The 16831-nt window shown below is 51.1% G+C and carries 13 protein-coding genes and 1 tRNA gene; 8 read left to right on the forward strand and 6 right to left on the reverse strand.

Going from position 1 to position 16831, the window contains the following annotated elements:
- Positions 1–22 precede the first annotated feature (22 nt).
- From P349_RS12275 to P349_RS12265, 3 genes are all read right to left on the reverse strand, one after another.
- Positions 23–376, reverse strand: coding sequence for a DUF4156 domain-containing protein (locus P349_RS12275; RefSeq protein WP_024907354.1), 354 nt, complete (start codon positions 374–376; stop codon positions 23–25).
- A gap of 134 nt (positions 377–510) precedes the next feature.
- On the reverse strand, positions 511–2154 hold the full coding sequence (gene groL / locus P349_RS12270; protein WP_023310114.1) for a chaperonin GroEL: 1644 nt from the start codon (positions 2152–2154) through the stop codon (positions 511–513).
- Between the two features lie 31 nt (positions 2155–2185).
- Positions 2186–2479: a co-chaperone GroES gene (locus P349_RS12265; protein ID WP_003855929.1), complete on the reverse strand. Its 294-nt coding sequence runs from the start codon at positions 2477–2479 to the stop codon at positions 2186–2188.
- Positions 2480–2658: 179 nt separating this feature from the next.
- On the opposite strand from P349_RS12265, the gene yjeH reads away from it, so the two are divergent.
- A complete protein-coding gene (gene yjeH, locus P349_RS12260) occupies positions 2659–3900 on the forward strand; it encodes an L-methionine/branched-chain amino acid transporter (protein WP_032651320.1) in 1242 nt (413 codons plus the stop codon).
- Positions 3901–3934: 34 nt separating this feature from the next.
- Here yjeH and P349_RS12255 read toward each other — a convergent pair whose 3' ends face one another.
- Positions 3935–4399 (reverse strand): FxsA family protein, encoded by a 465-nt coding sequence (locus P349_RS12255; protein WP_032651318.1) that lies wholly within the window; start codon positions 4397–4399, stop codon positions 3935–3937.
- A gap of 335 nt (positions 4400–4734) precedes the next feature.
- On the opposite strand from P349_RS12255, the gene aspA reads away from it, so the two are divergent.
- The 7 genes from aspA (at position 4735) to P349_RS12220 (ending at position 11892) form a co-directional block, all read left to right on the forward strand.
- Positions 4735–6171 carry an aspartate ammonia-lyase gene (gene aspA / locus P349_RS12250; RefSeq protein ID WP_003855923.1) on the forward strand — a complete coding sequence of 479 codons (1437 nt, stop codon included), beginning with the start codon at positions 4735–4737 and terminating at the stop codon, positions 6169–6171.
- Between the two features lie 115 nt (positions 6172–6286).
- The gene (locus tag P349_RS12245; protein ID WP_024907357.1) at positions 6287–7588 is read left to right on the forward strand and encodes an anaerobic C4-dicarboxylate transporter; all 1302 of its coding nucleotides are present in this window, start codon (positions 6287–6289) and stop codon (positions 7586–7588) included.
- A gap of 113 nt (positions 7589–7701) precedes the next feature.
- Positions 7702–8025 carry a divalent cation tolerance protein CutA gene (gene cutA, locus P349_RS12240; RefSeq protein ID WP_014168278.1) on the forward strand — a complete coding sequence of 108 codons (324 nt, stop codon included), beginning with the start codon at positions 7702–7704 and terminating at the stop codon, positions 8023–8025.
- Complete coding sequence (locus P349_RS12235) at positions 8001–9698, forward strand: protein-disulfide reductase DsbD (protein ID WP_032651316.1); 1698 nt, start codon at positions 8001–8003, stop codon at positions 9696–9698. Before cutA ends, P349_RS12235 begins: the two co-directional genes overlap by 25 nt.
- Positions 9699–9747: 49 nt before the next feature.
- On the forward strand, positions 9748–10323 hold the full coding sequence (locus P349_RS12230) for a transcriptional regulator (protein ID WP_032651314.1): 576 nt from the start codon (positions 9748–9750) through the stop codon (positions 10321–10323).
- A gap of 127 nt (positions 10324–10450) precedes the next feature.
- Positions 10451–10526: transfer RNA gene (locus P349_RS12225), tRNA-Phe, on the forward strand.
- A gap of 175 nt (positions 10527–10701) precedes the next feature.
- Complete coding sequence (locus P349_RS12220) at positions 10702–11892, forward strand: tyrosine-type recombinase/integrase (RefSeq protein WP_032651312.1); 1191 nt, start codon at positions 10702–10704, stop codon at positions 11890–11892.
- 52 nt (positions 11893–11944) lie between these two features.
- On the opposite strand, the gene P349_RS12215 is transcribed toward P349_RS12220, so the two are convergent.
- Together P349_RS12215 and P349_RS12210 are read right to left on the reverse strand one after the other, a co-directional pair.
- Positions 11945–12934, reverse strand: coding sequence for a hypothetical protein (locus P349_RS12215; protein WP_032651310.1), 990 nt, complete (start codon positions 12932–12934; stop codon positions 11945–11947).
- Between the two features lie 349 nt (positions 12935–13283).
- Entirely contained in the window at positions 13284–16622 is a 3339-nt protein-coding gene (locus P349_RS12210) for a hypothetical protein (RefSeq protein WP_152540102.1), read from the reverse strand.
- Between the last annotated feature and the right edge of the window lie 209 nt (positions 16623–16831).

The following is a 16831-nucleotide window of genomic DNA, read 5'->3' on the forward strand; positions in this document are numbered from 1 at the left end:
GCAGCGCCATCAGCAAGTTAACTCAGTTTGGGCACTTGTAGACCTGGCCGCTCATCTGGCTGGCGGTCGGCACGAAGCTGGACAGCATACTCTGCGTTGGGCTGCTTACGCCGTAAATCACGTTGCCACCCATTGCCGCAGCCTGGTTACGCAGGGCATTCGCCGCACCGCGCATAGAGCCACCTTCTTCGCCATGCTGACCAGACATCCAGTTGCTTTGCTCACCGGTTGCCGTGCCTAACAGCTGGCATTCACTGCCAGGCTTATCTTCCACAAAGCGAACGCCCTGGCCCGCTGCCGACAGCTCATTGCTGGAGCTACAACCCGCCAGCAGCAATGCTGCCCCTACAATCCCTGCACAGACTTTTACGCGCATGTTATTCCTCGTTTTCAATAAGCTGGACAGTAGTTGTCCGTGTGTAAATCTTATACCTAAAAGATGGCCAAAAGAAAAACCCCCGAGCATTTCTGCCCGGGGGTTTTTCACATTCTACGACGTAGAGCGCACGATTACATCATGCCGCCCATTCCGCCCATGCCGCCCATGCCAGCAGCACCTAAGTCAGGCGCATCGCCTTTTGGCAGGTCGGTCACCATGCACTCGGTGGTGATCATCAGACCAGCAACAGAGGCCGCATACTGCAGAGCAGAACGGGTTACCTTAGTTGGGTCCAGGATACCGAAGTCGATCATGTTGCCGTATTCTTCGGTTGCAGCGTTGTAACCGTAGTTACCTTCGCCCGCTTTAACGTTGTTCGCCACAACAGATGGCTCTTCACCGGCGTTGGACACGATCTGACGCAGAGGCGCTTCCATTGCGCGCAGCGCAACTTTGATACCCACGTTCTGATCTTCGTTCTGAGCGGTCAGGCCAGCCAGTTTAGCGGCCACGCGCACCAGCGCAACACCACCACCCGCAACCACGCCTTCTTCTACCGCAGCACGGGTCGCGTGCAGGGCATCGTCAACACGTGCTTTTTTCTCTTTCATTTCAACTTCGGTCGCCGCACCGACTTTAATTACCGCAACGCCGCCAGCCAGTTTCGCTACGCGCTCCTGCAGTTTTTCACGGTCGTAATCGGAAGTCGCTTCTTCGATCTGCTTACGGATCTGACCAACGCGGCCCTGAATAGCAGCTTCTTCACCCACGCCATCGATGATGGTGGTGGTGTCTTTGTTGATCACAACGCGTTTCGCCTGGCCCAGGTCTTCCAGGGTCGCTTTTTCCAGCTCCATACCGATCTCTTCAGAGATCACGGTACCGCCGGTCAGGGTAGCGATATCCTGCAGCATCGCTTTACGGCGATCGCCGAAGCCAGGTGCTTTAACCGCAGCGACTTTCACGATGCCGCGCATGGTGTTAACCACCAGAGTTGCCAGCGCTTCGCCTTCAACGTCTTCAGCGATGATAACCAGCGGTTTGCCTGCTTTAGCAACGGCTTCCAGCACTGGCAGCATTTCGCGGATGTTGGAGATTTTCTTGTCAGCCAGCAGGATGAACGGGCTTTCCAGCTCAACAGCGCCAGTCTCTGGCTTGTTGATGAAGTATGGGGACAGGTAACCGCGGTCGAACTGCATACCTTCAACCACGTCCAGTTCGTCTTCCAGACCGGTACCGTCTTCAACGGTGATCACGCCTTCTTTACCGACTTTATCCATCGCTTCTGCGATCAGTTTACCTACGGTTTCGTCGGAGTTAGCGGAGATGGTACCAACCTGAGCAATGGCTTTAGAGTCAGAGCACGGTACGGACAGCGCTTTCAGTTCTTCAACAGCGGAGGCGACAGCTTTGTCGATACCACGTTTCAGATCCATTGGGTTCATGCCCGCAGCAACGGCTTTCAGACCTTCAGTGATGATAGCCTGCGCCAGAACGGTCGCGGTGGTGGTACCGTCGCCTGCAGCGTCGTTCGCTTTAGAGGCAACTTCTTTCACCATCTGCGCGCCCATGTTTTCGAACTTGTCTTCCAGCTCGATTTCACGTGCTACAGAAACACCATCTTTGGTGATGGTTGGCGCGCCGAAGGATTTATCCAGCACTACGTTACGGCCTTTCGGGCCCAGGGTCACTTTAACTGCATCTGCCAGTACGTTTACGCCGCGGAGCATTTTTACACGAGCGTCGTTACCGAATTTTACGTCTTTAGCTGCCATGTTCTTATTTCCTCAAATTCTCGTGCGTAAATTACGCTTCAACAATTGCCAGAATGTCGCTCTCGGACATGATCAACACTTCTTCATTGTCGATCTTCTCGGATTTCACGCCGTAGCCATCGTTGAAAATTACGATGTCACCAACTTTAACGTCCAGCGGCTGCACAGTTCCGTTTTCCAGGATGCGGCCCTTACCGACAGCGATGATTTCGCCACGCGTTGATTTGGCTGCTGCAGAACCGGTCAGAACGATGCCGCCAGCAGACTTGGTTTCAACTTCTTTACGTTTGACGATCACACGATCATGTAACGGACGAATACTCATTGATAGCTCTCCTTTGAGAAAGTCATTATCAGTTATGGATGACGCCGGCCCGCAAGCGGTTTTCCGACTAGTGCCCTGAGAGATGGGGATAGCTTTTTACCCCTTCAAGGGGGAGTTGAAAAAAAAATTTGCGAAAGTGTTACCATCGCCTCTCTTTTGGTACTGGCAGGGCGATGTCAATGAGTGGACTCAAGCAGGAGTTAGGGCTGGCGCAGGGCGTTGGGCTGCTCTCAACCTCCTTGTTAGGTACGGGCGTGTTTGCCGTGCCCGCACTGGCGGCGCTGGTCGCGGGAAATAATAGCCTGTGGGCGTGGCCTGCGCTGATTGTACTGGTTTTCCCGATAGCCATTGTGTTTGCCATCCTGGGGCGGCATTTCCCCAGCGCGGGCGGCGTGGCACACTTTGTCGGCCTGGCCTTTGGGCCGCGGCTGCAGCGTGTCACCGGCTGGCTGTTTCTCTCCGTCATTCCGGTTGGCCTTCCTGCGGCATTGCATATTGCGACCGGCTTTGGTCAGGCGCTGTTTGGCTGGCATAACGAGCAGTTATTGCTGGCCGAGTTGGGCACGCTGGCTATCGTCTGGTGGGTGGGCTCTCGCGGAGCCCGCTCCAGCGCCAACCTGCAGACGCTGGTTGCGGTGCTGATTGTCGCGCTCATTGCCGCTATCTGGTGGGCGGGCGATATCACGATCAAGGAAATTCCCTTCCCGGCAGTGACAGACGTCGATCATTCACAGCTTTTCGCCGCGCTCTCCGTCATGTTCTGGTGTTTTGTGGGTCTGGAAGCCTTTGCCCATCTTGCCTCTGAATTTAAGCAGCCTGAGCGCGATTTCCCCCGGGCGCTGATGATAGGCCTGTTGCTGGCAGGCACGGTCTACTGGGCGTGTACCGTGCTGGTGTTGCACTTCCACGCGTTCGGCGCGGATCTCGCCGCCGCGGCATCGCTGCCGGGTATCGTGGTTAATCTGTTTGGTGTGAAGGCGCTGTGGATCGCCTGCGTCATCGGCTATCTGGCCTGTTTTGCCAGCCTGAATATTTATATCCAGAGCTTTGCCCGGCTGGTGTGGTCGCAGGCGCTCGACAAAACTGAGAATCGCCTCGCTCGCCTGTCTAAACGCCAGCTTCCGCTGAATGCCCTGAATGCCGTGCTGGGCTGCTGCGTGTTGAGCACGCTGTGTATTTACGCACTGAAGATCAATCTGGACGCGCTGATCGTCTACGCCAACGGTATTTTTATTATGATCTACCTGCTGTGCATGCTGGCGGGATGTCGTTTGCTGCAAGGTCGCTATAAAACACTGGCGGTCATCGGGGGTGGGCTTTGCCTGCTGTTGCTGGCGATGGTGGGATGGAAGAGTCTGTACGCGATTGTCATGCTGGCAGGACTGTGGCTGTTTTTACCGAAGCGCGATGCGCACCAGTAGCGCCCGGTAAGCGAAGCGCCACCGGGCAAATCTATCACCGATCGTCTTTATGGTCTAAACGGTCGTGCTGTTCATCTTTACGCTGATATTCCCCTTCAAAGGTATCGCCTGGCCCGGTGCTGAACCCACCGCCGGGCATACGGCTAAAGCGCAGATGCGGCAGCAGCTTCATGGTCAGGTGCTTTTGCACCGGCGGCAGAAGCAGCAGAAGGCCGAGGAAGTCGGTGAAGAACCCCGGCAGGATCAGCAGCAGCCCCGCAATAATCAGCGATACGCTTTTGATCATCTCCGCTGCCGGGCTTTCGCCTGCGGCCATCTTCTCCTGCATTAACAGGAAATTTTTGAAACCCTGATTACGCACCAGCGACATGCCGATGACGGAGGTGAAAATCACCAGAATCAGCGTCAGCAGGACGCCCAGCACATGGGCAACCTGGATAAAAATGGAAATCTCAATGTAAACATAGAGAAAGAAAGCAATAAACGGTATCCAGCGCACTGGCATCTCCTGTGTGGCAAGGGCCGACGGGCCCCTGTCTGAATGTGTTCGCGACGCGCGTTTGTATGAGATGGTGACGGTTAGCGAAAATTCAATCAGTTTGCACGGATATTTTTTTTGGAAATATTAAAGCGGTGACCCATTTCACAGATTAATAATTATCATGGAATCGGCTCGATAATAAGTGATCCAGCTTACGGCAATTCGCTATCATCAGCATATGATCTCGAACATCTGGCTGATTGAGGGAATAATCGTCGGCCAGAAAATATTCAAAACCACATAAATACTGTGTGTTTAGTACAATCCATCGGCAGCTTGAAAAGAAGGTTCACATGTTAAACAACATTCGTATCGAAGAAGACTTGTTGGGTACCAGGGAAGTTCCAGCGGATGCCTACTACGGTGTTCACACTCTGAGAGCGATTGAAAACTTCTACATCAGCAACAGCAAAATCAGCGACATCCCTGAGTTTGTCCGTGGCATGGTGATGGTGAAGAAAGCCGCAGCCCTGGCCAACAAAGAGCTGCAAACCATTCCTAAAAGCGCGGCAAATGCGATTATCGCAGCCTGCGATGAAGTGCTGAACAACGGCAAATGCATGGACCAGTTCCCGGTTGACGTCTATCAGGGCGGCGCGGGCACCTCCGTCAACATGAATACCAACGAAGTACTGGCAAACATTGGCCTGGAGCTGATGGGTCACCAGAAAGGTGAATACCAGTACCTTAACCCGAACGACCACGTTAACAAATGCCAGTCCACCAACGACGCTTACCCTACCGGCTTCCGTATCGCGGTGTATGCCTCTGTAGTGAAACTGGTGGATGCGATCAACCAACTGGGTGATGGCTTCCAGCGTAAAGCGGTTGAGTTCCAGGACATCCTGAAAATGGGTCGTACCCAGCTGCAGGACGCGGTGCCGATGACCCTCGGCCAGGAATTCCACGCGTTTAACGTGCTGCTTAACGAAGAGACCAAAAACCTGCTGCGCACCTCCGAGCTGCTGCTGGAAGTGAACCTTGGCGCAACCGCCATCGGTACACGTCTGAACACCCCGGATGGCTATCAGCAGCTGGCGGTACAGAAGCTGGCTGAAGTCTCTAACCTGCCGGTTGTGCCTGCAGAAGACCTGATTGAAGCGACCTCCGACTGCGGCGCCTACGTCATGGTACACAGCGCGCTGAAACGTCTGGCAGTGAAACTGTCCAAAATCTGTAACGACCTGCGCCTGCTTTCCTCCGGTCCGCGCGCTGGCCTGAACGAAATCAACCTGCCAGAGCTGCAGGCGGGTTCGTCCATCATGCCGGCCAAGGTGAACCCGGTTGTGCCAGAAGTGGTGAATCAGGTTTGCTTCAAAGTCATCGGTAACGATACAACCGTGACCATGGCCTCTGAAGCGGGTCAGCTGCAGCTGAACGTGATGGAGCCAGTGATTGGCCAGGCGATGTTTGAATCTATCCACATCCTGACCAACGCCTGCTACAACCTGCTGGAAAAATGCATTAACGGCATCACAGCGAATAAAGAAGTCTGTGAGGGTTATGTCTATAACTCCATCGGGATCGTCACCTACCTCAACCCGTTCATCGGTCACCACAACGGTGACATCGTCGGTAAGATTTGCGCCGAAACCGGTAAGAGCGTACGTGAAGTGGTGCTGGAGCGCGGGCTGTTGACCGAAGCGGAGCTGGACGATATCTTCTCGGCCCAGAACCTGATGCACCCGGCATATAAAGCAAAACGATATACCGATGAAAGCGAACAGTAACCGTTCAGGCTAGGCTTCTTAAGGCACGTCACTTGTGACGTGCCTTTTTTCTTTTTAGGCGTTACCGAAATACAACAATTCAATATCAACTTGTTAATAAGCAAGGAAGGTCCTTATGTTTGGAGCAGAACTCGTCATCGTCTTGTTGGCGATTTATTTGGGAGCAAGACTCGGGGGTATCGGCATCGGTTTTGCTGGTGGTCTCGGGGTGCTCGTTCTTACCCTTATCTTTCAGATTAAACCCGGCGCAATCCCGTTTGACGTTATCGAAATCATCATGGCAGTTATTGCCGCTATCGCCGCCATGCAGGTGGCAGGCGGTATGGACTACCTGGTGAGCCTGGCGGAGCGTATGCTGCGCCGCCATCCAAAATACATTACCTTCCTTGCCCCGCTGGTGACCTGGTTTATGACCATTCTCGCCGGTACGGGCCACACCGCCTTCTCCACGCTGCCGGTGATTACCGAAGTGGCGAAAGAGCAGGGTATCCGTCCGTCTCGTCCGCTCTCTATTGCCGTCGTCGCGTCCCAGATTGCGATTACCGCCTCGCCGATTTCCGCTGCGGTGGTCTTCTTCGCCGGTATCCTTGAGCCGATGGGCGTGAGCTACCTGACGCTGCTGGCGATCTGTATCCCGGTGACGCTGATTGCGGTGATGATCACTGCCGTGCTGTGTAACTTCCTCGGCGCTGAACTGAAAGACGATCCGGTTTATCAGGAGCGTCTGGCAAAAGGTGAAGTGAGCCTGCGCGGCAGCCAGGTCTTCGAACTGAAGCCACATGCGAAACGCTCCGTGCTGCTGTTCCTGATCGGTATCGTCGCCGTCATGTTCTATGCGACGGCTATCAGCGATACCGTGGGCCTGATCCAGAACCCGGTCCTGCCGCGTAACGAAGCGATTGTGGTGTTCATGCTGACCATCGCGACGCTGATTAGCATCACCTGTAAAATCGACACCAGCGAAGTGCTGAACGCCAGCACCTTCAAATCCGGTATGAGCGCCTGCGTGTGCGTGCTGGGTGTGGCGTGGCTCGGTGATACTTTCGTGAAAGCGCACATCAGCGACATTCAGACCGTAGCAGGCGACCTGCTGCACAACTATCCGTGGCTGCTGGCGGTGGTGCTGTTCTTTGCCGCTACCCTGCTTTACTCCCAGGCGGCGACCACCAAAGCGCTGATGCCTGCGGCACTGATGCTGGGCGTTACCCCGCTGACGGCGATTGCCTCTTTCGCGGCGGTTTCTGCCCTGTTCGTTCTGCCAACCTACCCAACCCTGCTGGCGGCGGTGGAGATGGACGACACAGGCTCAACCCGTATCGGTAAGTATGTGTTTAACCATGCGTTCCTGATCCCGGGCGTGGTTGCCATTTCGCTTTGCGTGATCCTCGGCTTTATCATTGGCGGCGTGGTGCTGTAAACGGTGAGTAGTTGTAAAAATAGTTAAAATCGGGCCGCTCTGCGGCCCGTTTCATTAATGACCAATCGCCTTGCGTGATATAGTGAAGACTTTCGTGATGAGGAGGTCGACTTGTGAACACGCCTGATGCTGTTGTCGTACTGTGTACCGCCCCTGATGAAGCCTCTGCCCAGGATCTCGCCGCCAAAGTGCTGGCCGAAAAACTGGCAGCCTGCGTGACGCTCCTCCCCGGTGCCACCTCCCTTTATTACTGGGAAGGCAAGCTGGAGCAAGAGTACGAAGTTCAGATGTTGCTCAAAACTAATCTGGCGAATCAGCAGGCTCTCCTGGACTGCCTCAAATCTCATCATCCTTACCAAACCCCGGAGCTGCTGGTCCTGCCAGTGGTTCATGGCGATAACGACTATCTCTCATGGCTCAACGCTTCCTTACGCTGATCCTGCTGCTGTGCAGCACGTCAGCTTTTGCCGGGTTGTTTGACGCGCCCGGCCGTTCGAACTTCATCCCTGCCGACCAGGCTTTCGTTTTCGATTTTCAGCAAAACCAGCATGACCTTACGCTCAACTGGCAGGTGAAAGAGGGTTATTACCTCTATCGCAAGCAGGTAAGCATTACGCCTGCTCAGGCCAGCGTGGGCGCTTTACAGATGCCCTCTGGTGAGTGGCATGAGGACGAGTTCTACGGCAAGAGTGAAATCTACCGCCAGCGCCTGAGCGTGCCTGTTACGGTGAATCAGGCGGATAAAGGTGCGACCCTGACGGTGACCTATCAGGGGTGCGCGGACGCGGGATTCTGCTATCCGCCTGAAACGAAGGTCGTTCCGCTCAGCGAAGTTAAGGCTGCCGCCGCTTTCTCCCCTCTCCCCTCTGGGGAGAGCGGTAAAAGTGAAGCCGCGTCAGACCTTCCGTTCTCCGCGCTGTGGGCCTTGCTGATCGGTATCGGCATTGCCTTTACGCCGTGCGTGCTGCCGATGTATCCGCTCATCTCTGGCATCGTGCTGGGCGGTAAGCAACGGCTTTCCACCGCCCGCGCCCTGCTGTTGGCCTTTATTTATGTGCAGGGCATGGCGTTGACCTACACAGCCCTTGGCCTTGTGGTTGCCGCTGCCGGGTTACAGTTCCAGGCCGCACTGCAGCATCCTTACGTCCTTATTGGCTTGTCGGTGGTGTTTATCCTGCTGGCTCTGTCGATGTTCGGCCTGTTTACCCTGCAGTTACCGTCATCTCTGCAAACTCGCTTAACGCTAATGAGTAATCGCCAGCAGGGTGGCTCGGCGGGTGGGGTATTCGCGATGGGAGCCATCGCTGGTTTAATTTGTTCCCCTTGCACCACCGCACCGCTGAGCGCCATCCTGCTCTATATTGCCCAGAGCGGGAATCTGTGGCTTGGCGGCGGTACGTTGTACCTTTACGCGCTGGGCATGGGCCTGCCGCTGATTCTGGTCACGGTTTTCGGCAATCGACTTCTGCCGAAGAGCGGCCCGTGGATGGAGACGGTGAAAACCGCGTTTGGCTTTGTGATTCTGGCGCTGCCGGTGTTCCTCCTCGAGCGTATCATCGGCGACGTCTGGGGTTTGCGTCTGTGGGCGATGCTCGGCGTAGCATTCTTCTCCTGGGCGTTTATCGTCAGTCTGGGGGCGAAAAAAGCGTGGATGCGCCTGGTGCAAATCCTCCTGCTCGCCGCCGCGCTGGTGAGCGTGCGTCCTCTTCAGGACTGGGCGTTCGGCTCGCCGGTAGGCCAGACGCAGGCGCATCTGAACTTCATCCAGATTAAGAACGTTGATGAGCTCAACAGCGCGCTCGCACAGGCAAAAGGCAAACCGGTGATGCTCGATCTCTATGCCGACTGGTGCGTTGCCTGCAAAGAGTTTGAGAAATATACCTTTAGCGATCCGCAGGTGCAAAGCGCCCTGAAAGAGACCGTTTTGCTTCAGGCGAACGTGACCGCCAATAATGCGCAGGATAAGGCTCTGCTGAAGCAGCTTAACGTGCTCGGGCTGCCAACCATTCTGTTCTTCAATCAGCAGGGCCAGGAGCAGCCAGAAAAGCGTGTAACCGGGTTTATGGATGCAGCGGCATTTAACGCGCATTTGCGCGATCGCCAACCGTAAACAACACTTTAAACGGGACAAACCGTTGGGAATAGCGGAGGAGATAACCGTGCAACGTGAAGACGTACTGGGACAAGCCCTGCAATTACTTGAGATTCAAGGGATCGCCAGCACCACGCTTGAGATGGTAGCCGACCGTATCGATTACCCCTTGGATGATCTTAAGCGCTTCTGGCCGGATAAAGAGGCGCTCGTTTATGATGCCCTGCGCTATCTCAGCCAGCAGGTTGATGTCTGGCGCAGGCAGCTGATGCTGAATGAAGAACTGACTGCGGAACAAAAGCTGCTGGCGCGCTATACCGCCCTGACGGAATGTGTCAGCAACAACCGGTACCCGGGTTGTCTGTTCATCGCCGCCTGCACTTATTTTCCCGACCCAGGCCATCCTGTCCATCAGCTGGCGGATCAGCAAAAACGGGCGGCACATGACTTCACCCACGAGCTACTGACCACGCTGGAAGTGGATGACCCGGCAATGGTGGCGAAACAGATGGAGCTGGTGCTGGAGGGCTGCCTGAGCCGCATGCTGGTGAACCGTAGCCAGGCCGACGTAGATACGGCGCACCGACTGGCGGAAGATATTCTGCGCTTTGCTCAGTGCCGTATGGGCGGGGCATTGACGTAAGCGAATCTGTTAAATTCGACGTATTCGGCGCGTAAACCGCCAGATTGCCGCAAACTTAAGCAGTTGAACAGCTTTTCCCGAAATAATGTTGACGCTAGAGCGTGATTGCGGTTTAATGCGCTCCGTTGCCCGGATAGCTCAGTCGGTAGAGCAGGGGATTGAAAATCCCCGTGTCCTTGGTTCGATTCCGAGTCCGGGCACCACTTTCACTTCTATGTACGTCTCCCAAACTCCACAAAACTCAAGTATAATCACTGCCATACATCACTTTCTGACATTTCGAACTCCACTGACCTCAACTCAACTCTCTCTAAATCAAGTTGCATCTGGGGGCTTTTCAGGGGGCTCTTCTTGTTCAATGAAATTTGAGGCCCCCATATGGCACTGACAGCCCGGCAGGTCGAGACCGCTAAGCCTAAAGAGAAAGACTATAAACTCTCTGACGAACGTGGCCTTTTTCTCCTGGTAACCACCACAGGAAAACGATACTGGCGAATGAAATACCGTATCGCCGGCAAAGAGAAAAAGTTATCTATCGGCGTTTATCCTGAAGTCTCTCTGGCTGATGCGCGTGTAAAACGCGATGAAGCCAGAAAAGTGATTGCTGAGGGTGGCGATCCGAGTGAGAAAAAACAGCTCGAAAAACTCGCCAAAAAGATATCCGTCGTAAATACCTTCAGGGCGCTCGCCATGGAGTGGCATAAGCATAAATGTATCTCATGGTCGGAAAGCTATGCAGAGAGCGTTCAGGAGGCTCTGGAGAAGGATATTTTCCCGTATGTGGGCAAACGTCCTGTCGCGGAGATCCTGCCTCTGGAGATGCTGGAGGTTTTACGTCTGATTGAAAAGCGTGGTTCGCTGGAGAAACTCCGTAAGGTCAGGCAGTACTGCAATCAGATCTTCCGTTATGCCATCGCAATAGGGCGTGCAACGATTAATCCGGCAGCGGAACTCACCGGTACGCTGACTGCACCAAAGACAGAACACTTCCCTCACCTCCAGGCATCTGAATTACCGGCATTTCTTGCCAGTCTGGCTGATTACCATGGCAGTTGCATTACACGTATGGCAACCAGCCTGTTGCTACTGACGGGTGTACGTACTATTGAGCTACGCGCTGCGGAATGGCATGAGTTTGATCTGGAGAACGCGTTATGGACAATCCCTGAAAGCCGCATGAAGAAGCGCCGTAAGCATCTGGTACCTTTGTCAGACCAGGTTCTGTCGATCCTGCAGGAGCTCCGTGCTTATACCGGTCAGTATCAACTGGTATTTCCTGGTCGATGCAACATCAACAAGCCAATGAGTGAAGCTAGTATTAACATGGTGATCAAACGTATCGGCTACGATGGTAAAGCTACAGGACACGGCTTTCGCCACACCATGAGTACCATTTTGCATGAGCAGGGGTTTAATACAGCCTGGATCGAGATGCAACTGGCTCATGTGGATAAAAACTCAATTCGTGGAACCTACAACCACGCGCAATATCTTGAGAATCGCCGTGAAATGATGCAATGGTACGCTGATTATATTGATAGGCTGGAAGGTACAAATACCTCAGCATAAAAGCTCAGCCCATAAAGGGCTGAGCTTTAGCGTGTTATTCTTTTTTTAGTAATTAGCGCACACTCTTCCGTATGTAATCGCCACCGAATAATTTTTCCATTTTATCCTTAATACTTTTCAAACGTTTATCAATATAGATACTATGAGTGGCTTTTAAACCAGACAATCTCATCAACGCCTGCGTAGTTAAGAATTGTTCTTTATTACTATCACAGACATATATTAGAAGTTCCATATTGGATTCTTTTAAAAACGCGCTAACTTCCTCATTATATTTCACTATCAACTGTGCATATTCATCCTTCAGACCAAGTCGCTTAACATGTTTTTTAAGTTTCGGTGTTTTTATATCAGCTAAATCATCAGGCCTGACCGTGGCGAATGAGTTGTAAAATTTCCTGAGATCTGTCACGTTATCTAAAAGACGTTTTAAATCCATTGATGGAGAGATGGCACTAACTTTTCCCAGTTTACTTTTAATCCAGCTCTCCTGGGGGAATGTTTCTCCATTTTCATCTTCAACTGTTTTGAATTTTTGCACATCAACAAACACATCCCAGTTATTTGTTCTCTGAGCATCATAGAAAAAACGCAAAACCTCATTGGGGAAGGTATTATAAATTTCGCTTAGTTTACCTTCAACCTTTTTGACTGTTTTTTCAAGGTCCACAATAAAACTCGCCGTTTCCAGTTTTTTTTCGAGTAATAATGACATTTTCTCAAGTGCTTCTTTCCGGTCAAGTTCATCATTAACACGATTCTTTTCCCGGATGAAGTCATCATGGGCTGAAAAATAGTTTACCGCACAATCACAACCAATCAGTGCTTCAACACCTTCCAGAGAAACACCCAGCCAACCATTATTGTGTTTCTGACGACAAATACCTTTATTTGTACGTACCTGACAAATATGCCTTTCCTTAAAAGAATATTTACCAATGAGTTTATGAAAATTATCAGGGCTGATCTCATAATTTTGATCAAAAGCAGGACGTTTACAAATATCATCGTAGCTTAAAAAACGCTCAGAGCATGTGGTCATTAGTTCTCCTGTCCTGGATTAAACTCTGACACTGGGATCGTATACAGCACTGGTTAAATATACACTCGATTGGCGATAAAAACAACACTACGTCATGTAACGCAATGAAGAGTACAGGAGATATTCAGGGTAAGCGCTAAAAGCCAAGTGATAACCCGAAAGGCGCGGATACGGGCACCACGTTGGCTGCAGCGCGCATAGATGCATAAACTGACGGCTGGTAATTAATCGTTTTGTTATCGGATTCGGTGATTGCCTGAACGCACTCCCCCCAATACGACGGCAATGACACAGAATGAATGGCAGGCTCACAACAGATGATTAGCCACCACCGAACAGCTCATAACCTTCATTTTCGTTCAGATGCTTTTTCGGAAATGCGGTCGGAAACAACATGATTCCTATGAAGAAGTGCTCCCTTGGCGCTATCCTCTTTAACTTCCCCGGACCAAATAGCGTAAAGCTCACTGACTTTTTCATCACCCAGTTCGTAGGCAAAAAATGTGGAACCAATCGCACGTGGTTTTATTCGCCATTCCACATATTCATTATCAGGTTGTCCATAGAATTGTCTTACCGAAGGCTTAATATAGCGCTTATCAATATCCTTCTCGATGGCGGGATGATTCGATAGCAGGTGTACACCGTTATGGTATGGAAATGCCACAGCCGCTAATGCGTTATCTTTTGCAATCTGGATAGCCACATCGAAAAAGGCATCAACAATAGACGAACTCGTGTGTGTGGCCAGCATCTCGTCAGTTGGGTTAATGGCCCGAATGATGAGGCAGTTTTTATCTGAATGCAGTGCCTTAATCGGTTCAATGTAGATTAGGGCCATACCCGCCACACATCGTTGCTTTTGGTTAAAAACTACCAAATGGGCATGCCGGGGCTCTTCCCACATTAGAGTATTGTTACGCGTACACAGACCGACTGTCTGTTTAGCAAAGAAGGCCGCAGGATGTTTGGATAAAAAGGCAGACAACATTGTTGTAAGCTCCCCGGATTTATCCTGCATGAATTTGCTTTTCTCTCTGATTATCCAGCGCTGACATACTGTCAAAACTGTCTCCTGAGCCAGCCGGAATCCTTCAAGCAACTGTTCTGCTCCACCACCCGCTGAACATACTCTATTTCCGGCAAGCCTCTCTGCAAGAAATGCAGCGTCTGAGTCGTCGAATTGCCGGAGAAATCTGGCAGAATGTTCACTGAGGGCATCAGGCAGGGTACTGTAAAAAAGCTTCTCCAGTTGCTCAATCCGTTCGAACGTTTGCTCCCCTTCTTCGGCCATATGAGCAACAATCTCCAGATCTCTGGAAATCCACTCAGCGACTACAGAATCGGCTTGCGCGGCTGAAAGTAACACTCCCAGATGGGCCGCCAGAGCCCATGGGTCACTGGCGGCGTGATATAATCTTCTTGCTTTCAGGTGCTTACATGCCACAAAAATATCACCATATTCCTCGTTTCTGAACTTCGTGCTATACGCCGCAGCTGCAGCCATCGCAAGTAAGCTTTTTCGTTCAAGCGAATTTTTCAACTGACGGACTGAACCCTGCCACACCATCGGATAATGGCTGCGAAGTCTCATCCCTGCCAGGTGAGTCTCATATCCAACTAGTTTTGCCCAGTGCATGCCAATCGATTCAATGGAAGAACGGTACAATAGCGCTATTGCATCCACCTCAAGCGCATCCAGTACGGGTGATGAAGGCCCCTTACCACAAAGTAAGTCATTAATCAGGGGAGTCAGCGCGGTCAGTTTAGCATTGAGTATCTCAGGAGCATCCCATGCACTACCCACAACGCTCTTCAGGAGAATACCGCCTGTCTGTTGAAGCACCAGCGGTAAAACGGGAAGCAATGCCTGTAACTCACTTGCAGACTGTGCCTCATAGGCTTTGTCGTACGATGCCTTCATTTCTTCATCGGCGCGGTAAGGCCGGCTCCCCAAAACGCCTCTGACGCGGGTAGTGACAGCATCAACAATACAATGTCGGTTGCCCTTGACGAAGCTGAAATTGTTTCGATTAAAAGCATCTTCAAGCAGCAGATAATAGACATCATCAATTCGCCACCAACGATCGAGCCCGTGAATACCACGAGCATGGAAGTACCAGTTTCTGAGCGCCTGAACACTGCATAAACCACAATTCTCAACGAGAAAAGTCAACATACTGGGTCCGAGGGTAACAACAGGTGATATCTGCTGTAATTGCTTAAAATCGGAAACAGGAACCACACCTAATAAATATATGTACCCTGCTGAATGTCCCCCTCTCAGGGCCTTTGCCACCCAATCGGCTATAACTTCAAACTCCTGACCTTTTCCTCGACCATCTAATATACTTAACCATACATCCAGCAAGTCACCTGATGAGTTTTTATAACAAACCTGGAAGGCAAGTATGGCGGAGGCAGCCCCATATCCATATTTAGTCAGTACGGTCAGAAAGTCCGATAATTTTTCTGGCTCAGAGAGATAATCACCGCATAGCGAGATCTGTTCAATACTCATCAAATGTGGTTCTGCCGCAAGCATGTAAAGTTGTTCTACAGGAATTAGACTATTTTCCTGACCGCTAACAGTCAGTATCAGCGACTGGCATTGAGCCAACCCACTAATATCAGCGCCAAGTTTTTTTAATTCTTCGGCAAAATCTACAGAAAGCGTACGATGAGAATTGAGTAACCTTCTGAATTTCATAACGTCTGTTGCTGATACAGCACCCAGTATATTCAGAACAAAGAACCAATTTTCTGGTGAGGTGCGCCAGAACATATCTCCAGCCTCAGCAAATAAAGCGCTTATATCAACCTGGCCATTTTTATGCATGATGCTCAGGTTTGTAATAAGTTGAGGTGGGTTAAAGGAAGTTAACGGATAACGAAACACACCTGCAATATATTCCCTATCAATACCGCTGCTGAGCAATAATTGAATTACATTCTTTGCACGAGGATAAATCTCCACATCGTCAATATAGTATCGACAATAATCGTCCCCCTTGTAATTTAGCCATTCAAGCTCTTCCCGGGTAGCCACAATTTTCTCTTTGACGAGTATCCGGGCAAAATACCCCCTCAACTTAAAGTGACCATATTGACCATAGGGTACGATGTCGCTGACATTACGAATCCCTACATCATAAGTCGCCTTTATCCAGTCAGGATCGAGACGCTGTAGCGCCTGAAATTCTTCCCATGTAGAAGGGAGGTCTAAACGCCTTAAGGCGAAATCAATGCCAGCGGTGAATCTCACTGATTCCAGAGGAAACATCCGCGAAAAATATTTATTGAATATATATTCCCGCCCCTCATAAGTGCGCACCTGAAGCAAAATTGAGTGCATCTGACGCATAGTGAAACGTAGCGGGACAAATATTTGCGCGATATGTCTTAGCAGTGACCAACGTTTTGGATACAGAGAAGTAGATAGCGGGATCCCCAAAGCACGTCGAACATGGTGCTCACACCCTATTTCATCAGAGTTTCTCAGGTAGCGAAAAGAAACTTGCTCGCGAAATTCAATAATCAGCTTTCGAAGTCTCCCGTAAGGATGAGGAGGTATAGTTCCATCAAATGAAACCTGATGACCACAACTTGTTGTATTCAACTTACAATATTTCAGGAGACGGGTCCGGAAATCGCGATAAGTTTCCTGCTCTTCGTTAGCGTCTATCAATGTATATCCCACTTATATTCAATACAGACAAATAAAAATAAAATTCTATGTGAGGTAAGAAGTTAAATTACCCATTAAACCTTAATTATCTGATACTTTTCCACCATAGTTATATTCCTGTCAGAAAGCCTCTTCTCTCGTTCGGTTGCACTCAGAAACGTGTTTTCATTCCCACGCCACATTACTCTCACGCGATATCTAATAAATGA

It is taken from the genome of Enterobacter sp. DC4 (genome assembly GCF_000568095.1).
In the GTDB taxonomy this organism is placed as follows: Bacteria; Pseudomonadota; Gammaproteobacteria; order Enterobacterales; family Enterobacteriaceae; genus Enterobacter; species Enterobacter pseudoroggenkampii.